19 protein-coding genes, 1 tRNA gene and 1 riboswitch are annotated in these 16,997 nt (G+C 65.6%); of the genes, 5 read left to right on the top strand and 15 right to left on the bottom strand.

Going from position 1 to position 16,997, the window contains the following annotated elements; genetic code table 11:
- Positions 1-50: 50 nt before the first annotated feature.
- From CGLY_RS05240 to CGLY_RS05220, 5 genes are read right to left on the bottom strand one after another with little or no spacing between them, the layout of a single operon-like run.
- The gene (locus tag CGLY_RS05240; RefSeq protein ID WP_038551470.1) at positions 51-491 is read right to left on the bottom strand and encodes a VOC family protein; all 441 of its coding nucleotides are present in this window, start codon (positions 489-491) and stop codon (positions 51-53) included.
- 10 nt (positions 492-501) lie between these two features.
- Positions 502-837, bottom strand: coding sequence for a carboxymuconolactone decarboxylase family protein (locus CGLY_RS05235; protein WP_038547008.1), 336 nt, complete (start codon positions 835-837; stop codon positions 502-504).
- 29 nt (positions 838-866) lie between these two features.
- Positions 867-1,721, bottom strand: a complete 855-nt coding sequence (locus CGLY_RS05230) for an aldo/keto reductase (protein WP_038547005.1) — start codon at positions 1,719-1,721, stop codon at positions 867-869.
- Between the two features lie 12 nt (positions 1,722-1,733).
- The gene (locus CGLY_RS05225) at positions 1,734-2,153 is read right to left on the bottom strand and encodes a cupin domain-containing protein (protein WP_038547002.1); all 420 of its coding nucleotides are present in this window, start codon (positions 2,151-2,153) and stop codon (positions 1,734-1,736) included.
- Positions 2,150-3,139: a quinone oxidoreductase family protein gene (locus tag CGLY_RS05220; protein ID WP_081804029.1), complete on the bottom strand. Its 990-nt coding sequence runs from the start codon at positions 3,137-3,139 to the stop codon at positions 2,150-2,152. Before CGLY_RS05220 ends, CGLY_RS05225 begins: the two co-directional genes overlap by 4 nt.
- 130 nt (positions 3,140-3,269) lie before the next feature.
- On the opposite strand from CGLY_RS05220, the gene CGLY_RS05215 reads away from it, so the two are divergent.
- On the top strand, positions 3,270-4,103 hold the full coding sequence (locus CGLY_RS05215; protein WP_038547000.1) for a helix-turn-helix domain-containing protein: 834 nt from the start codon (positions 3,270-3,272) through the stop codon (positions 4,101-4,103).
- Here the strand turns inward: CGLY_RS05215 and thiC are convergent.
- Both thiC and CGLY_RS05205 read right to left on the bottom strand, forming a co-directional pair.
- On the bottom strand, positions 4,094-5,788 hold the full coding sequence (gene thiC, locus CGLY_RS05210) for a phosphomethylpyrimidine synthase ThiC (protein ID WP_320406906.1): 1,695 nt from the start codon (positions 5,786-5,788) through the stop codon (positions 4,094-4,096). The genes CGLY_RS05215 and thiC overlap by 10 nt on opposite strands.
- Positions 5,789-5,849: 61 nt before the next feature.
- Positions 5,850-5,958, bottom strand: a riboswitch (TPP riboswitch).
- Between the two features lie 52 nt (positions 5,959-6,010).
- A complete protein-coding gene (locus CGLY_RS05205) occupies positions 6,011-6,763 on the bottom strand; it encodes a sulfite exporter TauE/SafE family protein (protein WP_038546993.1) in 753 nt (250 codons plus the stop codon).
- 165 nt (positions 6,764-6,928) lie between these two features.
- Here CGLY_RS05205 and CGLY_RS05200 point away from each other — a divergent pair, with 165 nt between their 5' ends.
- Positions 6,929-8,080: an SPFH domain-containing protein gene (locus CGLY_RS05200; RefSeq protein ID WP_038546990.1), complete on the top strand. Its 1,152-nt coding sequence runs from the start codon at positions 6,929-6,931 to the stop codon at positions 8,078-8,080.
- A gap of 25 nt (positions 8,081-8,105) precedes the next feature.
- On the opposite strand, the gene CGLY_RS05195 is transcribed toward CGLY_RS05200, so the two are convergent.
- From CGLY_RS05195 to CGLY_RS05165, 7 genes are all read right to left on the bottom strand, one after another.
- Positions 8,106-8,179: transfer RNA gene (locus CGLY_RS05195), tRNA-Leu, on the bottom strand.
- 16 nt (positions 8,180-8,195) lie between these two features.
- A complete protein-coding gene (locus CGLY_RS05190) occupies positions 8,196-9,155 on the bottom strand; it encodes a Ppx/GppA phosphatase family protein (protein ID WP_038546987.1) in 960 nt (319 codons plus the stop codon).
- Positions 9,152-9,709 (bottom strand): DUF501 domain-containing protein, encoded by a 558-nt coding sequence (locus CGLY_RS05185; RefSeq protein ID WP_038551465.1) that lies wholly within the window; start codon positions 9,707-9,709, stop codon positions 9,152-9,154. The genes CGLY_RS05190 and CGLY_RS05185 overlap by 4 nt, the downstream gene beginning before the upstream one ends.
- A 47-nt stretch (positions 9,710-9,756) precedes the next feature.
- Positions 9,757-10,482 (bottom strand): FtsB family cell division protein, encoded by a 726-nt coding sequence (locus tag CGLY_RS05180; RefSeq protein WP_227590390.1) that lies wholly within the window; start codon positions 10,480-10,482, stop codon positions 9,757-9,759.
- Positions 10,483-10,512: 30 nt separating this feature from the next.
- A complete protein-coding gene (eno, locus tag CGLY_RS05175; protein WP_038546984.1) occupies positions 10,513-11,793 on the bottom strand; it encodes a phosphopyruvate hydratase in 1,281 nt (426 codons plus the stop codon).
- 91 nt (positions 11,794-11,884) lie between these two features.
- Positions 11,885-12,595, bottom strand: a complete 711-nt coding sequence (locus tag CGLY_RS05170; RefSeq protein ID WP_227590389.1) for a lysozyme family protein — start codon at positions 12,593-12,595, stop codon at positions 11,885-11,887.
- Positions 12,592-13,263, bottom strand: coding sequence for a metal-dependent transcriptional regulator (locus CGLY_RS05165; protein WP_038546981.1), 672 nt, complete (start codon positions 13,261-13,263; stop codon positions 12,592-12,594). The genes CGLY_RS05170 and CGLY_RS05165 overlap by 4 nt, the downstream gene beginning before the upstream one ends.
- Positions 13,264-13,392: 129 nt before the next feature.
- On the opposite strand from CGLY_RS05165, the gene CGLY_RS05160 reads away from it, so the two are divergent.
- From CGLY_RS05160 to CGLY_RS05150, 3 genes are read left to right on the top strand one after another with little or no spacing between them, the layout of a single operon-like run.
- The gene (locus CGLY_RS05160; RefSeq protein WP_227590388.1) at positions 13,393-14,298 is read left to right on the top strand and encodes a metal ABC transporter substrate-binding protein; all 906 of its coding nucleotides are present in this window, start codon (positions 13,393-13,395) and stop codon (positions 14,296-14,298) included.
- The gene (locus CGLY_RS05155) at positions 14,298-15,008 is read left to right on the top strand and encodes a metal ABC transporter ATP-binding protein (protein WP_052539695.1); all 711 of its coding nucleotides are present in this window, start codon (positions 14,298-14,300) and stop codon (positions 15,006-15,008) included. The genes CGLY_RS05160 and CGLY_RS05155 overlap by 1 nt, the downstream gene beginning before the upstream one ends.
- The gene (locus CGLY_RS05150; protein ID WP_038546978.1) at positions 15,008-15,931 is read left to right on the top strand and encodes a metal ABC transporter permease; all 924 of its coding nucleotides are present in this window, start codon (positions 15,008-15,010) and stop codon (positions 15,929-15,931) included. The genes CGLY_RS05155 and CGLY_RS05150 overlap by 1 nt, the downstream gene beginning before the upstream one ends.
- On the opposite strand, the gene CGLY_RS05145 is transcribed toward CGLY_RS05150, so the two are convergent.
- Positions 15,858-16,997, bottom strand: coding sequence for a MazG nucleotide pyrophosphohydrolase domain-containing protein (locus CGLY_RS05145; RefSeq protein ID WP_038546975.1), 1,140 nt, complete (start codon positions 16,995-16,997; stop codon positions 15,858-15,860). The genes CGLY_RS05150 and CGLY_RS05145 overlap by 74 nt on opposite strands.

The raw sequence follows: 16,997 nt of genomic DNA, 5'->3' as shown, positions 1-16,997 counted from the left end.
TTGTCTCTGGTCCACGTGTCGGATACCTTGCGCACCCCAGGATACGCGTCTTAGCGAACTTCCTCCGCCAGCGCGACGATGATTCCCTCCGGCCCCCGGAGGTAACACAGTCGATACGCATCCTTGTACTGGACGATGTCGCCGACAATCTCGGCACCGTGCTCGACGAGCCGATGTACGGTGTCATCCACGTCGTCAACGGCGAACATGATCTGACGCAGTCCCGGCGCCTCCACCGGCTCCGGTGCCCGCGCCGCAGGATCGGGTTCCGGGCTCAGATACCTCGTCAACTCGATACGCCCGTGACCGTCGGGAGTGTGCAGCATCGCGATGTCTGCGGTCACCCCGTCAATGCCGCAGATCCGGTCCACCCACTCACCGTGAACCTGGGTTCTCCCGTCGACCTCCATCCCGAGCTCCCGGAAGAAGTCGACTGCCGCACCGAGATCCCGGACGACGATAGTGACATGGTCCATGCGTTGAAGTGCCATGGTGTAGAGCTTAGGCCCGTGGGTCCTCCCCATAGACCTCCTTGGCCATACGGAACGCCGCCCAGGCCTTCGGCCATCCGGCGTAGAACGCCGCATGGGTCAAGATTTCCGCCATCTCCTCGGCCGTCACCCCGTTTGCCCTGGCTCGTTCAATGTGTGCCTGCAGGGAACTGTCCAGCACTCCGCTGGCCATGACCGCCGTCACGGTGACCAGGCTTCGATCGCGTGTGGAGAGCTGTTCCTCGCGGCTCCAGACCTGCCCGAACAGGACGTCATCGTTGAGTTCGGCGAACATCGGCGCGAACTCTCCCAGGACGTCCCTGCCTGCCGTTACTCTGTCTGCCATTGCGTTAGCCTCCTTCTTCGGTACGTCCGCTATTTCCCGCTGTAGACGGGGAATGCGCTGGACTCGCCGTAATCCTTCTCATCAAGGTTCCGCAAGGCCTCCATGTCCTCTGCGGAGATCTCGAACTCGACCTCAGCGTTGGAGCGCATGTGCTCGGGGTTCGCGGTCTTCGGCAGGGACACCGCGCCCAGCTGAAGGGTGTAGCGGATGCACAACTGTGGCACGCTCACTCCGTACTTCTCAGCGATCGACGCGACTCCCTCGTTGTCGAGGATCTCACCGTGCGCGATCGGCGAATAAGCCTCGACCACGATGTTCTTCGATGCGCAGTAGTCGATCAGGTCGCTCGGAGTATTTCCGGCATGGACAAGAATCTGGTTGACGTGGGGCGCCACCGAGCCATGCTCGAGGATGTTGTCCAGGTCGTTCTCTAGGAAGTTGGAGACCCCGATGGAGCGTAACTTGCCTGCCTGGTAGGCCTCTTCCAGTGCGCGCCACGCTTCACGGTTGCCGTCAGCGTAGTCACCGCCCCGGAAATCGTCCCAGGGTTGCGGACTGTGGATCAGCATCAGGTCGAGGTAGTCCAGCCCCATGGTTTCCAGGGAGCCGTCGATCGCAGCAACGGCACCGTCGTAGTCTTTGATCTCGGCGGCGAGTTTCGTGGAGACGAACAGGTCCCCACGTGCCACGCTACTGGTGCGGACCCCTTCGCCGACGCCGCGCTCATTGCCGTAGGCCTGGGCGGTGTCGATGTTGCGGTAGCCGGCCTTCACAGCGTCCCGGACGGCCTGAGCGGCTTTGTCATCGTCGATGAACCAGGTACCGAGTCCCAACGTCGGGATCGTCACATCGTTGGACAGGGTGCGGGTCTCGTTGTACGTCATGTGTTCGTCCTCCTACGCCAGTGTGCTGTAGTGCTCGTCAGTGACCGGTTCAAGCCACTCGTTGCGGGTCTCCTCACCCGGTACCTCAATGGCGAGGTGGGTGAACCAGGAATCCGCTTTCGCGCCGTGCCAGTGCTTCACCCCGGCAGGGATGCTCACCACGCTGCCCGGGGCCATGCTCACCGGCTTCTCCCCCTCCGCCTGGTACCAGCCGCTGCCATCGGTGCACAGCAGGATCTGGCCACCGCCGGACGACGCGTGATGGATGTGCCAGTTGTTCCGGCATCCCGGTTCGAAAGTCACATTCCCGACCGTGACGCCGTCGCCGTCAGCGGTGGTGAGCATGGTCAGGAAGCTCTGCCCCACGAAGTTCTCTGCGTAGGCGGTATTGGGCCCGCCCATCGGAAACGTCGGTTCATATGTGTCGGTCATTCTTGTCCTCCTTGAGTGATGGTCACAACGGTCTTTCCCTTGGCGTCGCCGGAGCGAAGTCGGTCGACAAGATGCACAGGATCGGTGATATCCACCGTCGTATCGATAACGGGGCGGACCTCACCACGGGCAACGGCGGGCAGGACATCCGGCAGGAGCCCGGCGATGATGCCGGCCATCTCCGTGTCCCGGGTGAATCCGAAGGACACACCATGAACCGTGAGGTGCCGGTAGGACAGCGCGTCCAGGTCAATAGTCGACGCAGCACCGGCGAGGCGCCCAACATTCACCACGTGACCGTCCTCTGCGGTGGCGGGCAGGCAGTCGGCGAACGTCTGCCCGGCGACGTGGTCGAGCACCACGTCCACCCCGCGCCCGTTCGTGGCGTCGAGGACCGCGTCGGTGAGATTCTCCTCGTCAGTGACGACGACGGTGTCGGCACCCAACGCTGCGAGCCGCTGGCGTGCAGCAGGAGTCCTGGTCGTCGCGATGACGGAGGACGCTCCGAGCGCCTTCGCCATCTGTACCCCGATCATCCCGATGCCGCTGGTGGCTCCCGTGATCAGCACGTTCTGGCCTGCCGTGAAGCCTGCCACAGTAAGCGCACCGTGCTCAGTCAGCAGCCCGGTGGGGAGCGCACAGGCGCTCTCTGAGGAGAGGCCGTCCGGACGGGGCAGGACGAACCGGTGGTCGACAACGACGTATTCCGCGAATGACGCCGGTATCGATCCCATAACAAAGTCCCCGACAGCCCAGCGCCCTGCGTTCTCTCCGACGGCGACGATCTCGCCGGCGTACTCGAAACCCGCGATGAATTCTCTGCCGTGCCCTCCGGTTGTCGGGTCCGCTTCGGCCAGCATGGGCAGGTCAGCATTATTCGTCCCGGCCGCGTGGTTACGGATCAGGACGTCATCCGGACCAGGGGTCGGCACATCGACATCGTCGAGGATCCACTCCGGGCCCCGTCCCGCGATCAGTGCACGCATCGTCATCTCCTTCATCTGTTGACTGCACACCATGATCGTCCCGCACCCCGGCCCTCACAGCGGAGAAAAACATCCTGGGACAAATCCCTCCCCCTCACAACCCTTGTCCACCACTGGAATACTGACATCTATGAGTGGCGACACCAGGATGAGCGAACTCGGGACCTTCCTCAAGGCACGGCGCAGCGAACTGTCACCGCGCCAGGCGGGTGCCGCAGAAACCCCGGGGCCGCGGCGGGTTCCGGGGTTGCGCCGGGAAGAGGTGGCCGCGCTGGCCAACATCAGCACCGACTACTACACGCGTGTCGAACAGGGACGCATACGGGTGTCCGCACCGGTCCTGACCGTCCTGGCGGATGTCCTGCAGCTCGACGAGGACCAGCGGTCCTATCTCGTGAGTCTGTCAGGAAAACAGGAGGTCCGGACGCCTCGTCGTGCCCGCCAGAAGGTTCTGCCGCAGTTACGGCGGCTCCTGGACGACCTCGAGACGATCCCGGCGATCGTCATGGGGCGCAGAATGGACGTCCTCGGGTGGAATGCCCTGGCCGCGGCGATGATGATCGACTTCGCCGAGGTACCGGAGTCCCGTCGGAATTATGTCCGGCTCTTGTTCACGGATGCTCGGATGCGCTCTCTGTACCAGGACTGGGAGACGGTGGCCCGTACCGCTGTCGCCCAGTTGCGCATGGAGGCCGCAAAGTATCCGGACGATGCCCGTCTTGCCAGCCTGGTCGGGGAACTCTCCGTGGGCGACCCGCAGTTCGCCTCCTGGTGGGCGGCGCGAACGGTGGCGAGTCTGACGACGGGCACGAAAACCCTGGTCCACCCCGACGTCGGCGAGCTTGTCCTGGACTGGGACACACTGGTCAAAGCCGACGACCCGGAACAGCAGCTGGTGATCTGGACCGCAGCGGAGGACTCCGCGACGCACCGGGCCCTGCAGCAGCTGCGCAGTCAGCTCTGATCGCCCACCGTGGGGTGCGGGAGGTATACCTGCGCGCCGGTGGCGAGGAATTCTTTGCTCTTGCGCTGCATCCCGGCAATCGCCGCCTGGGCCTCCGCAGTGCCGTAGGTGTCACGGATATCCTGTGAGATGCGCATGGAACAGAATTTCGGTCCGCACATCGAGCAGAAGTGCGCCGTCTTTGCCGGTTCGGCGGGCAACGTCTCGTCATGGAAGTCCTGTGCGGTCACCGGGTCCAGTCCGAGGGCGAACTGGTCCCGCCACCGGAACTCGAACCGGGCCGTGGACAGGGCATCGTCGCGTGCGGTGGCACCCGGATGCCCTTTGGCCACGTCGGCGGCGTGTGCGGCGATCTTGTAGGTGATGACACCGGTCTTCACGTCGTCCCGGTTCGGCAGACCGAGATGCTCTTTGGGAGTCACGTAACAGAGCATGGCGGTGCCGTAGCGGGCGATCTCGGTCGCCCCGATGGCCGAGGTGATGTGGTCGTACCCCGGCGCAATGTCGGTGACCAGCGGCCCGAGTGTGTAGAACGGCGCCCCGTCGCACAACTCCTGCTGACGTTCGACGTTCTCGCGAACCTTGTGCAACGGGATGTGCCCGGGACCTTCCACCATGACCTGGACATCGTGCTCCCAGGCCCTGCGTGTCAGTTCGGCGAGGGTGTCGAGTTCGGCGAACTGTGCGGCATCGTTCGCATCCGCGATCGACCCCGGGCGCAGACCGTCGCCGAGGGAGAAGGCGACGTCATAGGCCGCAAAGATCTCGCAGAGCTCATCGAAGTGCGTGTAGAGGAAATTCTCCTCGTGGTGTGCCAGGCACCAACCCGCCATAATCGATCCGCCGCGTGACACCATCCCGGTGACACGCTCGGCGGTCAGCGGGATGTAGCGCAGCAGCACGCCGGCGTGCACGGTCATGTAGTCCACGCCCTGCTCGCACTGTTCGACCACCGTGTCACGGTAAATGTCCCAGGTCAGTGCCTCTGCGTTGCCGTCGACCTTCTCCAGTGCCTGGTAGATCGGGACGGTGCCGATGGGGATCGGCGAGTTCCGGATGATCCACTCCCGGGTGGTGTGAATGTCGTTGCCGGTGGAGAGGTCCATCACGGTGTCGGCACCCCAGGTGGCGGCCCATTCCAGCTTCGACACTTCCTCGCTGATTGAGCTGGTCACCGCTGAGTTGCCGATATTGGCGTTGATCTTCACCAGGAACGCCCGACCGATGATCATCGGTTCGGCTTCCGGGTGGTTGATGTTGAGCGGGATGATCGCGCGACCGGCGGCGACTTCGCTGCGCACCAGTTCCACGTCGCAGTTCTCCCGCAGGGCGACGAACCGCATTTCCGGGGTGACGACACCCCGACGTGCGTAGTGCATCTGCGTCACCGTGCGGCCCGGTGCCGCACAACGGGGTTCGGGACGTCGTCCCTGCCATTGCTGGGACGGTGCGCCGCGGCGCACGGCGGCCCGGCCGTCGTCGATCAACTGTCGTTCACGGATTCGCTGGACCCGGGTGTCGCCGCGTGCTCGGATCCATTCATCACGCCAGGGGTCCAGGCCCTCTTCCGGAACGCTGCCCGGCCCGGCGGTCCGGTACACCTGCAGTGGCGGGTTGGGGCTGCCGTCCGGGGAGTTCTCCTGGTGGATCTCGGTGACCGGGACCCGGATACCGTGGTCTTCGATCCATCCGCAACGGTGCGCGGGGTGCTGCTGGACAGGGGGGGACGGGGCAGACGGAGTAGACACAGCTACGCTCCTCACTTCCTACGCCGGTATCAACCGGATCAGGTTCGACGGTCCCGGACGATCGCAGTCCGGTCTCAGCCCCTCGTGGGGCACCCGTGTGGACGCCTCATGCCTACCACGGCGGCACAGCACCTGCAATCGGTCAACACTCAGCGCTGCTCAGAGCATGGCTACGACACCATTGATGACCAGTGTCACTGCACCAGCGAAAGCCAGCAGTGTCGCGAGTTTGCGGGTGCCTTCACTGGAAATCCTGTCGTACAACCGGTCACCGAACCAGGCTCCGACGAAGATCGCAGCGACGGCGATGATCCACAACCAGACGGGCAGTCCGCCGACATCGACGCCACCGAAGATGACAATCTTGAGCACGAAAGACAGCAGGTTGGCGATCACGATCACCGGGTGCAGAGTCGCCACGAAGTCGCGGTAGTCCCAGCCGGTCAACCGCGCGTACACGGTGAACGCAGGCGCGGCGATGCCGGCAACGGTGCTCATGAACCCACCCGCGGCTCCGGCCAGCACCATGGGGACGACGGACCGTTCCGACAGTCTCGCTTTGTCCGGCTGGAACAGCGTGACCCCGAGCGCCGCGAGGACCAGCACGCCGACGGTGACCAGCAGCCAGGGGCCGTCGATCACCAACACGACGAATACTGCCGGCAGTGATCCCAGCACCAGTCCACCGGCGAGGAAGCAGAAGCGTCGCCAGTCGGTTTTCGCCCGCACCGCCCAGGCGTTGTTCACCGCGTTGACGGTGGACAGGCCGTTGACGACGGTGACACCGGCTGCCGGACCGAGCGCCACGGACAGTACGGGTCCAGCCACCAGTCCGACGCCCATGCCGGTGATGCGCTGGAGCACGGCTCCGGCAAGAACAGCGAGTATCAGGACAATCGCGACGGTGGACACAATCGTCGAGCTTAAACACCCTGAGCAGAGCACTACTGCAGCGGGCTCACCGGACGCGCCCGCTCGTTCCGCGACCGCCCTGAGAAAGGCACAGCCTCTGCGATATGCTCAGGGTGTACTAAGTGTTCTCCTGCCCGTTCCCCGTTGCGACAGAAAGAAGAACGAATGCTCTACGATGTCCCGAAGCCGACCGAAGCCCTCCTGATCACGGGTGGCATGATCGCGCGTAAACCCGACAACCCCTACCGTGTCGTCATCGGTGGCGGTGCCTGGTCCGTCCCGGTGCTGCACCGGGTACAGCGCTTCCATATCGGCGCGAATACCGTGAACATCGCGGTGCGTGCCCAGTCGAAGCAGAACGTGGACGTCGATGTCGAGGCCTCGGTGGTGTTCTCCGTGACCGCGGACAAGAACAGTGTGGTCGAGGCGGCGAACAGGTTCCTGGGCGTCGACACCGGCCAGATCGTATCCACCGCCCAGGACATCTTCTCCGGCGAGACCCGCGCGATGATCGGCCAGCTCACCGTCGAGGAGATGATCTCCGACCGCACGGCGCTGGCCAGCCAGGTGCTCTCCAACGCCGAGCCACGCATGCTGCGGTTCGGCTGGCAGATAGACAGCTTCCAGATCAACTCGATCAGCGACCCGAACGGCTACATCCAGGCGCTGTCCGCCCCGGAACTCGCCCGCGTCCAGCGTGAGCGTGCTGTCGCCGAGGCCCAGCGCGACGCCGAGATCGCTGAGGAGCAGCAGAAGTCCGAGCGTCGCAAGTCCGACTTCCAGCGGGAGACGGACACCAAGGTCGCGGAGAACACCAAGGAGATCGCCGCCGCCAAGGCCGAGGCCAATGCCGCGGGCCCACGTGCTGAGGCTGAGGCCCAGGAGCAGGTCATCGCTGCACAGGCCGCCCTGGCCCGTCGCCGTGCCGAGACCGACCGTGAGGTCGCCGAGGAGCAGGCCCGTCTGGCAGAGTCGCAGGCCACGCTGCGTGAACAGGAGCTGGTCTCTGAGGTCATCAAGCCCGCCGAGGCGGAGGCCGAGCGTACCCGGATCAACGCCGAGGCGAAGGCGGCGGCCCTGCGCACCGAGGCGGAGGCTGTCGCCTCCCACAACGGGGTGATCCTGGACAAGCAGGTTGTCGATCAGCTTCCGGAGATCTTCTCCGCCATGGCGGAGGGACTCACCGGAGCGAACCTCACCATGGTCGGCGAGGGCCAGGACCTGACCAAGCTGCTCGGCCAGTTCGCCGCGGTGATCCCGAACCTGCGCGAGACCGCCGCCGGGTCGCGGGGTGGCGAGGTCGCGGCCACCGAGTAGGCCGGCGGCACGCCCGGACAAAGAGTGCCCCCAGTCGGACTCGAACCGACACTGCGCGGATTTTAAGTCCGCTGCCTCTGCCAATTGGGCTATAGGGGCGTACTGCCTGGGTCGTCTAGCTGTTGCGCTCGATGACCTCAGCCAGGATACCGTCCAGGATATCTTTCTCACTGACGGTGATCGACGTCAGCCCCTTGTCCAGGAACCGGGAGGCGAAGGCGTCGATCACGATCGCACCACCACCGATCACGTCGGCGCGCCCCGGGTGCATCGCCGGGTGCTCCCGGCGCTGCTCCACCGTCTCGCCCAGCAGAGAGCGGGCCGTGGACCGGAAGTCCGCCAGGTCGATCTCGGACATGTGGGTCTTCTCCGGGTTGTACTCGGTGAGCCCCTTCTGGATTGCCGCCACGGTCGTCACGGTGCCTGCGACACCCACGACGCGGGTGACACTGTCGAGGTCCACGTTCTCCTCCACGGTGGCCATCAGACCATCGACGTAACCCCGGGCTTCGGCGATCTCCTCGTCGGTGGGCGGCACGGTGTGCAGGTAGCGTTCGGTGAGCCGCACGCAGCCCATGTCCGCTGAGTACGCCTGCCCACTGCCCTCCCCGTAGGCGTCGACAACGAACTCGGTGGATCCTCCGCCCAGGTCGATCACGCAGATGTGCCCGTCGGTCGACTCCATGTCGGCGACCGCCCCGGCGAAGGACAGCTGCGCCTCCCGGATACCGGTGACGACCTCGGCCTGCACGCCCGGGGCCACGCGGCCCAGATGGCGTCGGGTGATGGCGAAGAAGTCCTCACGGTTCTCTGCGTCGCGGGTGGCGGACGTCGCCCCCATCATCACGTCGGTGACACCGTTCATGATCATGCGGTCGGCGTAGATGCCCAGCGCCTCGTCGACGCGGTCGAGCGCAGCGTCGGCGAAGCGTCCGGTGGCGTCCACGCCCTGGCCGAGACGGACGATGATGTTGTCGCGGTTGATCTCCCGCAACGTCCCGTCGTCAAGGACCTCGCTGATCAGCAGGCGGATGGAGTTCGTACCGCAGTCGATGGCGGCGTAGGTGCCGGTCACTGGTCCTCCTCGTCAGAACGGTCGTAGGTCATTTCGTCGACGTGCTCGTCGAACGCAGCCTCGATGGATGTACCGAGATCTTCCGGAGTGGGCCAATCGGCGGGGATGGCGGTGCCGGAGAGCTTCGGGGTGTGTGCTGCAGCCAGCGCCACCGCCTCCGTACCCAGGCGGACGCGCGAGGGCCCCTCGGCCAGCGCGTAGGCGATCAGCACGTGCAGGCATTTCACCCGGTCGGGCATACCGCCGCCGGAGAAGTCCGTTCCCAGTGATTCGATGGCGTTACGCTCGGCGAGATAATGCTCGTGCGCCGCCTGGTAGTCGGCGGCGAGGTCGGCGTCCTCCCTCAGGCGCGCCTGCATCGTGCGCATCACCCCGGCCACCTCCAGGCGGGACGCTTCCGCGGTCAACCGCGGATCGGTGAGGTAGTACAGCGTGGGGAACGGCGTGCCGTCCGGCAGGCGCGGGGCGGTCTTGACCACGGCCGGCGCCCCGTCCGGGGTGCGGTAGGAGACCTCGATCGCACCACGGATTTTGCGTCCGAGCTGGCGGGACATGGTCTCGTAGTCGGCGTCACTCACGGTGCTGCCGGTGCTCTCAGACACTACTGTGCTCCCTGCTGTTGTTGCTGCTGCTGTTCCTGCAGTTCGCGCTGCAGGTCCGGGTCACCCTCCTGGGCAGGTGCCTCCGGCTGGTCCGGGTCAATCGGGAGATTACCGGACTCCCCGTTACGGCCACCGTCCTGCCCCGGCTCACCGGCCCCGTCGGTGTCGCCGTCTTCGTCGCCGGGGGTGGCGATGGAACCCCACAGTTGGGTGTACCAGGGATCGGGTTCCGAATCATCGTGTTCCACGCCGGGGTCGGTCGGCGAACTGGTGTCGATGCGCGGGTCCATCAGCCGGAAGGCGGACTCGCCCGGCTCCACGACCCCGAGGCGTGTCCTGGCCTGTTCCCGGACATAGGCCTCACTGTTGTACCGGTCGAGTTCGGCGTTGAGGTCATCGCGTTCCGCCAGCTGCCGTTCAATGGTGGCGTTGACCTCGGCGAGTTCGGCGCGCTGCTGGAAGTAATTGCGCAGCGGCGTGGCCACGGACAGGGCGACGAAGGCCACCACCAGGATCACCGCGACGGTGACCAGTGGATTCATCTTCTTCGGAAGTTCAACGAAGGAGCGCGCCAACTTGCGCGGCGCCTGACGCACCTCACGTTGGCGCCGGTCCCGTTTCTCCACCGACCGTGGCCGTGGCAGACCGGGGCCGTCGGCACGGGCGCTGTCGCGCTCGTCCGACGGCCTCATGTCTTCCCGGTCCCTCCGGTCACGTGTACCCATGGGGACCGATTCTAGCCCGTTGCCCCGGGACTACTTCGCAGTGAACCGCGGGAAGGCGGACGCACCGGCGTAGACCGCGGCACCTTCCAGGTAGCTCTCGATGCGCAGCAGCTGGTTGTACTTGGCCACACGCTCGGAACGGGCCGGGGCACCGGTCTTGATCTGACCGCAGTTCAGGGCGACAGCCAGGTCGGCGATGGTGGTGTCTTCAGTCTCGCCGGAGCGGTGGGACATCATCGACTTGTAGCCGCTGTTGTGTGCCAGGGCGACGGCGTCGAAGGTCTCGGTGAGTGTTCCGATCTGGTTGACCTTGACCAACAGGGCGTTGGCGACGTCCTCGTCGATACCGCGGCGCAGGCGCTCCGGGTTGGTGACGAAGAGATCGTCGCCGACGAGCTGGACCTTGTCGCCGATCTCGGCGGTGAGCTTGGCCCAGCCCTCCCAGTCGTCCTCGTGCAGCGGGTCCTCGATGGAGACCAGCGCGTACTCCTCAACGAGTTCGCCGTAGACCTTCGCCATCTCCTCGGCGGTGCGCTTGCCACCCTCGAAGTTGTAGTGACCGTCCTCGTAGAACTCGGAGGCGGCGACGTCGAGTGCCAGGGCCACGTCGGTACCGAGGGTGTAGCCGGCGGCGGAGATCGCCTCGTCGATGACGTCCAGTGCGGCACGGGTGGAGTCGACCGAGGGGGCGAAACCGCCCTCGTCACCCAGCCCGGTGGACAGCCCCTTGTCCTTCAGCACCTTCTTCAGGGAGTGGTAGACCTCCGCTCCGATGCGCAGGGCCTCGCTGAAGGTCTCCGCGCCGATCGGGGCGATCATGAATTCCTGGACATCCACCCCGGAGTCGGCGTGGGCGCCGCCGTTGAGGATGTTCATCATCGGCACCGGCAGGACGTGGCCGTTGGGGCCGCCGACGTAACGGAAGAGCTGCAGGCCGGCGGACTCGGCGGCGGCCTTGGCCACAGCCATGGAGACACCGAGAATGGCGTTGGCACCGAGGCGGGACTTGTTGGGCGTGCCGTCCAGCTCGATCATGGCCTGGTCCACCAGGCGCTGGTCGTCGGCTTCGATACCTGCCAGGGCTTCGTCAATCTCGCCGATGACGTTGCTGACGGCCTCGAGCACGCCTTTGCCGAGGTAGCGGTCGCCACCGTCACGCAGTTCGTGTGCCTCGTGCACACCGGTCGAGGCGCCGGAGGGCACGGCGGCCCGTCCGACGGAGCCGTCGTCCAGACCGACCTCGACCTCGACTGTCGGGTTACCACGGGAGTCCAGGATTTCGCGGGCGATGATCTGCATGATTTCGGCCATGTGGGTGTCAGCCTCCTCGGCTGGAGAAGTCGGTGGAATAATCAGTCACCACCATTCTGCCCTATCGGCACCGCGTCCGTCAGGCAGCCGGTCAGGCCGCCTGTCCCAGCGCGTAATTCGCGGCGGCGTCCCGCACCGAGATCATGTATTCCTCGGAGCGGTTATAGCTGAACAGGGCCCGACTCCACCCGTCGGCGGTGTCCAGGTCCCGGTCATGCCCGCAGAGGAGACGTCCGGCGGCGGCAGCGGCGTCCCCGATGTCGTGCGGGTCTCCCCCGGCTCCGTAGATCCCCCAGGATTCGGGAAGAAACTGCATCGGCCCGACGGCGCGGTCGTACTCCGGGTCACCGTCGAGTTCGCCGTTGTCGGTGTCCGGGACTTCCATGAACTCACCCGAGCCGTCCAACCGTGGACCGATGATGCGGCCGCCGTCCTCCCCTGCCCCGTAGGTGCCGTGGTGCGACTCGATGAAGCCGATACCGGCCAGGGTGTTCCAGGCGATATTGCAGGACGGGAACTCCGACGCCGCCGTCTGGGCACCACTGATATAGCCGGCGAGATGGTTCTCCGGCATCGAGAGTGACTCGGCGGTCGCGGCAAGATCGTGCACGGTCGAGGCCCGTGCCGGTGGCACGTCCTCCGGTACCGGGACGCGCTCCGCCTCCGGTTCCTGCTCGTCGACGAGAAACACGCCGACGACAATGACGACCAGCAGGACGGTGGCGATCAGGCCCACGAATCCGCCGCACCCGGCACGACCGCTGGGGCGGCGCCGGTCCACCTCGTCAGGACTGACCGTCACTGCTCCTCCGCGAGGCAGAGGATGGCCGACAACGAGGCGACCGAGAGCTGGACGTCGCGCCCCTCCACCGTGAGCACCGCCATGTCCGGATAGGGACGTTCCCCGACGATGAGGTGAGCTCCCGGTGCGATGCCGTTGTCCTGCAGGTAGCGCAGCAGCGCACCGTCACGGTCGCTGATCCGGTCGACGAGGAGTCGCTGGCCCACCGATGCCTCCGAGAGCGGTGCGGTGTCCGGGACGGCGATTTTTCCTTCTCCGTCAGGAATCGGATCGCCGTGAGGGTCGCGGGCAGGGTGTCCCATCGCCGCGTCAATGCGGGCGATGAAGGTGTCAGACACCGCGTGTTCGAGGACTTCGGCTTCATCGTGGACCTCGTCCACACCGTAGTCGAGTTCGCGCAACAGGTAGGTCTCGATAAGTCGGTGGCGACGGACCATCTGCAGCGCCAGCTGTCGACCGTCCTCACTGAGAGTGATGTCCCCGTAGGGCGCGTGGACGACGAGCCCCTCGGCCACAAGTCTTTTCACCGCCTCCGACGCGGTGGAGCGGCGTTGCCCCAACTCATCGGCGAGGACGGAGAGGGACGCGCCGCTGCGGTCCCACTCCTGGAGATCATAGATCTTTTTGAGGTAGTCCTGCGACCGGTCCGGCAGATCGGTGACATGCATGGCGGTGAGTCTACCCCAACTCCCCCTGTGCTCCACGGCATCGGCCTGACCGGTGTCGTTGCGATTGACACAGCCTGAAGTATAGAGTTCGGATCATTGAACTCAATCTATAGACGTGGGAGAACTCTTGTGATCAGGAACATCCGCAGAACGACCGCAGCAACGACGTCGATCTTCCTTGCCGGCGGCCTCGTCGCCTGCTCGTCCGACGACGCGCGGGACGACACCCCCGAGGTCCTCGCCACCTTCACCATCCTCGCCGACATGGCGCAGGAGGTCGCCGGGGACAGCCTCGAGGTCTCCTCATTGACCCGGCCCGGCGCTGAGATCCACGGCTACGACCCCACCCCCGGGGACATCCGCACCGCCGCCGGCGCCGAGGTGATCCTGAGCAACGGCCTCGGCCTGGAGAACTGGGTAGACAAACTCACTGCAGACTCGGACGCCACCCGCGTCACCGTCACCGAGGGGATCGACCCCATCCCGATCGAAGGTACCGACGAACCCAACCCTCACGCCTGGATGAGCCCCACCCTGGCGAAGATCTACGTTGACAACATCGTCGACGCCCTCAGCGAATACAGCCCGGACAATGCCGACACCTTCCGGGACAACGCCGAAAACTACAAGAGCCAGCTCGACGACGTCCAGGACGACCTCACCGACGGACTGTCCCACCTGCCGGAGAACCAGCGCGCCCTGCAGACCTGCGAGGGTGCGTTCAGTTACCTCACCCGGGATGCCGGCATGGCCGAGAGCTACATCTGGCCGGTGAACTCCGACGCGGAGATCACCCCCGACCAGATCCGTACGGCGGCATCCTTCGTCGACGACAATGACGTCCCCGCGGTCTTCTGTGAATCCACCGTGGACCCGGGCCCCAAGGAGCAGCTCATCCGGGACACCGGTGCCCGCGACGGTGGCACGCTCTACGTCGACTCCCTCACCGAGGACGGCGGCGACGCCCCGACCTACCTGGACCTGATCCGCTACGATGTCGACACCATTGTCGAGGGCATGCGGGGCGACAGCTAGTGGGACACGCCATCACCCTGCGGGACGTGTCGGTGAGCTACGGCACGGTCCGTGCCCTCAAGGACGTCTCCCTGGAACTGGACGCCGGAGCCATCCACGGACTGATCGGCATGAACGGGTCCGGCAAGTCCACCCTGTTCAACACCCTCACCGGTGGCGTCCGCCCCGACAGCGGGACGGTCACCGTCACCGGCAGCACCGCCTACGTCCCCCAGTCGGAGAAGGTCGACTGGACCTTCCCGGTCAGTGTGCGCGACGTGGTGATGACCGGCCGCTACGGGCACATGGGTCTGCTCAAACGTCCCCGTGACACCGACCGTCACGCGGTGGACGATGCCCTTGCCCGCACCGATCTGACCACCCTCGCCGACCGTCAGATCGGACAGCTCTCCGGTGGACAGAAGAAAAGGACCTTCGTCGCACGTGGGTTGGCGCAGGATGCCGGCGTCGTGCTGCTCGACGAGCCGTTCGCCGGGGTCGACACGGTCAGCCAGTCGACGATCAGCGACCTGCTGCGCGCCATGGCCGACGACGGACGCTGCGTCCTGATCTCCACCCATGACCTCGGCTCGGTCCCGGAGCTGTGCGACACCGTCACCATGCTGCAACGCACCGTCGTCGCCCACGGCTCCCCAGCGGACGTCCTCACCACCGAGAACCTCCTGTCGACCTTCAGCACTCCTGAACATACTCCAGGAACGGAGGCATAATGTCCGACATTCTGTGGTTCCTCGAACCCCTCGACTACGGGTTCATCCAACGTGCCCTGGTCGTGGCCACGGTCACGGCCGTGATCGCAGGCTTGCTGTCCTGCTGGCTCGTACTCATCGGCTGGTCGTTGATGGGTGACGCGGTCTCCCACGCCGTCCTGCCCGGCGTGGTGGTCTCCTATATCCTCGGCTGGCCGTTCGCGATCGGTGCCCTCATCGCCGCACTGCTCGCGGTCGGCATGGTCGGAGCGGTGGGCCAACGCACCACCTTGAAGGGCGACACCGCCATCGGCGTCATCTTCACGGCACTGTTCGCGCTCGGACTCGTCCTGGTCTCGGTCACCCCGGCGGGGACGAACCTGCAGGAGATCCTCTTCGGCAATCTGCTGGGCATCTCCCAGGAGTCGCTGGTCCAGGTGCTCGTCTTCGGCGCGCTTGCCCTGATGATCATGCTCGTCATGCGCCGCAACATCACCGCCTGGGCCTTCGATCCCGACCACGCCCGCATCATCGGGATGCACACCGGCGCGATCCGCTGGACGGTGATGGTCTGTCTCGCACTGGTTGTCGTGGCCTCGATGCAGGCCGTGGGCGTGATCCTCGTCGTCGCCCTGCTCATCACCCCGGGCGCGACGGCCTACCTGCTCACCCGACGGATCAGCCGGATGATGCTGATCGCACCAGCCGTGGCATGGTGCAGCTCAGTGGCCGGGATCTGGCTGAGTTTCTACGAGGATATCTCCGCCGGCGGCGCGATCGTGCTGGTACAGGCCGGAATCTTCCTGCTGGTCTATCTCTTCGCCCCCCGCGAAGGACTGGTGACCACGGCGGTGCTGCGACGCCGTCGTGCTACTTCCCCCAGCTGTCGGAGGATTCTCCGAAGCGGTGCTCCAGCTCACGGCGGAACGTCTCCACCGCAGTAATCAGTCGGTTGTCGGAGTCGCCGACGTTGTCGCGTTCCAACCCGATCATCGGGAACCGGATGTCCGTCGGAATTTCGGAGTCGTGCAGCCCGTTCCGACGGGCCAGGATGATGACCTCTTCGGCCGCCGCCAGTGCCGATGGTGCCGAAGGGGCGTCCGTCGGGTTCGTCACCGCCGCGAACGTCGTCGCGTGCGGTTCCTCACGGTGCGGAGGCGTTGCCACCGCCTCCTCCTTGAACGCCGGCTTGCCCTCGTTCACCCGTCCCTCCGCCCACAGACGGTCCTGCTCGTCACGGGACACCGGACGCTCCACGTCCTCGAAGAGGTACGGAGCCCGCGAGCGCATCTTCGCCACGAACGCGCCGGCGACGTGCCCGATGTCGAACGCGCCGCGCCGGTTGGCGATCTCAGCGTGGAAGAGCACCTGCAGCAGAATGTCCGACAGCTCCGTGCACAGCTCCTGCTGGTCGATGCCGGACTCGTCCTCACCGGGTTCGACCTGGTCGATAACCTCAGCCAGTTCCTCGGTCTCCTCCCGCAGGTAGGCCAGCAAGGAGTGGTGGGTCTGGGACTGCTCCCACTCCCCCTGCCGCATCGCCCGGGTCATCAGCGCCACGGCATCCTCGACCTCGTCCATCACCGACGACGGCACCTCGGTGCGCGAGGTGCGTCGCAGTCCTGCAACCGCGGCGGTGTGGTCGTCCGTGCCGACGATCTCCCCGTCCACGACGCCGCCACCCGAGTAGTCCACGGCTGCCGGTTGCTGCCCAGTCAGCGCCGTGTCCGACGGCGCCTCGATCTCCCTGTCCCCGGCCATCTCCATCAGCAGGCTCGGCGCCTTGACCAGCTTGTCCCCGCGCTCAAGGCGTACCATGACAGCGTCATTGGTGAGGTCGGTGGTGACGATCACCTCCGTGTCGTCGACCGTATGCCCGCCGAGGTCGGCGATGACCCAACGGATCCGTACCGGCACCTCCTCGGTGTAGCAGACGTCATCACCGAGCAGCGGTACCGCCTCCACAGGCAGCATCGCGGGGAACCTGGGATCCAGCAGCACGACTGACAT

Source organism: Corynebacterium glyciniphilum AJ 3170 (assembly GCF_000626675.1).
Taxonomy (GTDB): Bacteria; Actinomycetota; Actinomycetes; order Mycobacteriales; family Mycobacteriaceae; genus Corynebacterium; species Corynebacterium glyciniphilum.
The sequence above is the reverse complement of the archived record's forward strand: the minus strand, read 5'-3'. Positions and strand labels throughout refer to the sequence as shown.

Excerpts from the sequence above, each read along its gene's own strand:
- CGLY_RS05240 (WP_038551470.1), bottom strand. The coding sequence starts at position 491 with ATGGCACTTCAACGCATGGACCATGTCACTATCGTCGTCCGGGATCTC.
- CGLY_RS05235 (WP_038547008.1), bottom strand. The coding sequence starts at position 837 with ATGGCAGACAGAGTAACGGCAGGCAGGGACGTCCTGGGAGAGTTCGCG.
- CGLY_RS05230 (WP_038547005.1), bottom strand. The coding sequence starts at position 1,721 with ATGACGTACAACGAGACCCGCACCCTGTCCAACGATGTGACGATCCCG.
- CGLY_RS05225 (WP_038547002.1), bottom strand. The coding sequence starts at position 2,153 with ATGACCGACACATATGAACCGACGTTTCCGATGGGCGGGCCCAATACC.
- CGLY_RS05220 (WP_081804029.1), bottom strand. The coding sequence starts at position 3,139 with ATGCGTGCACTGATCGCGGGACGGGGCCCGGAGTGGATCCTCGACGAT.
- CGLY_RS05215 (WP_038547000.1), top strand. The coding sequence starts at position 3,270 with ATGAGTGGCGACACCAGGATGAGCGAACTCGGGACCTTCCTCAAGGCA.
- CGLY_RS05200 (WP_038546990.1), top strand. The coding sequence starts at position 6,929 with ATGCTCTACGATGTCCCGAAGCCGACCGAAGCCCTCCTGATCACGGGT.
- CGLY_RS05185 (WP_038551465.1), bottom strand. The coding sequence starts at position 9,709 with ATGTCCCGCCAGCTCGGACGCAAAATCCGTGGTGCGATCGAGGTCTCC.
- CGLY_RS05180 (WP_227590390.1), bottom strand. The coding sequence starts at position 10,482 with ATGGGTACACGTGACCGGAGGGACCGGGAAGACATGAGGCCGTCGGAC.
- eno (WP_038546984.1), bottom strand. The coding sequence starts at position 11,793 with ATGGCCGAAATCATGCAGATCATCGCCCGCGAAATCCTGGACTCCCGT.
- CGLY_RS05165 (WP_038546981.1), bottom strand. The coding sequence starts at position 13,263 with ATGCATGTCACCGATCTGCCGGACCGGTCGCAGGACTACCTCAAAAAG.
- CGLY_RS05150 (WP_038546978.1), top strand. The coding sequence starts at position 15,008 with ATGTCCGACATTCTGTGGTTCCTCGAACCCCTCGACTACGGGTTCATC.
- CGLY_RS05145 (WP_038546975.1), bottom strand. The coding sequence starts at position 16,997 with ATGTCAGTCGTGCTGCTGGATCCCAGGTTCCCCGCGATGCTGCCTGTG.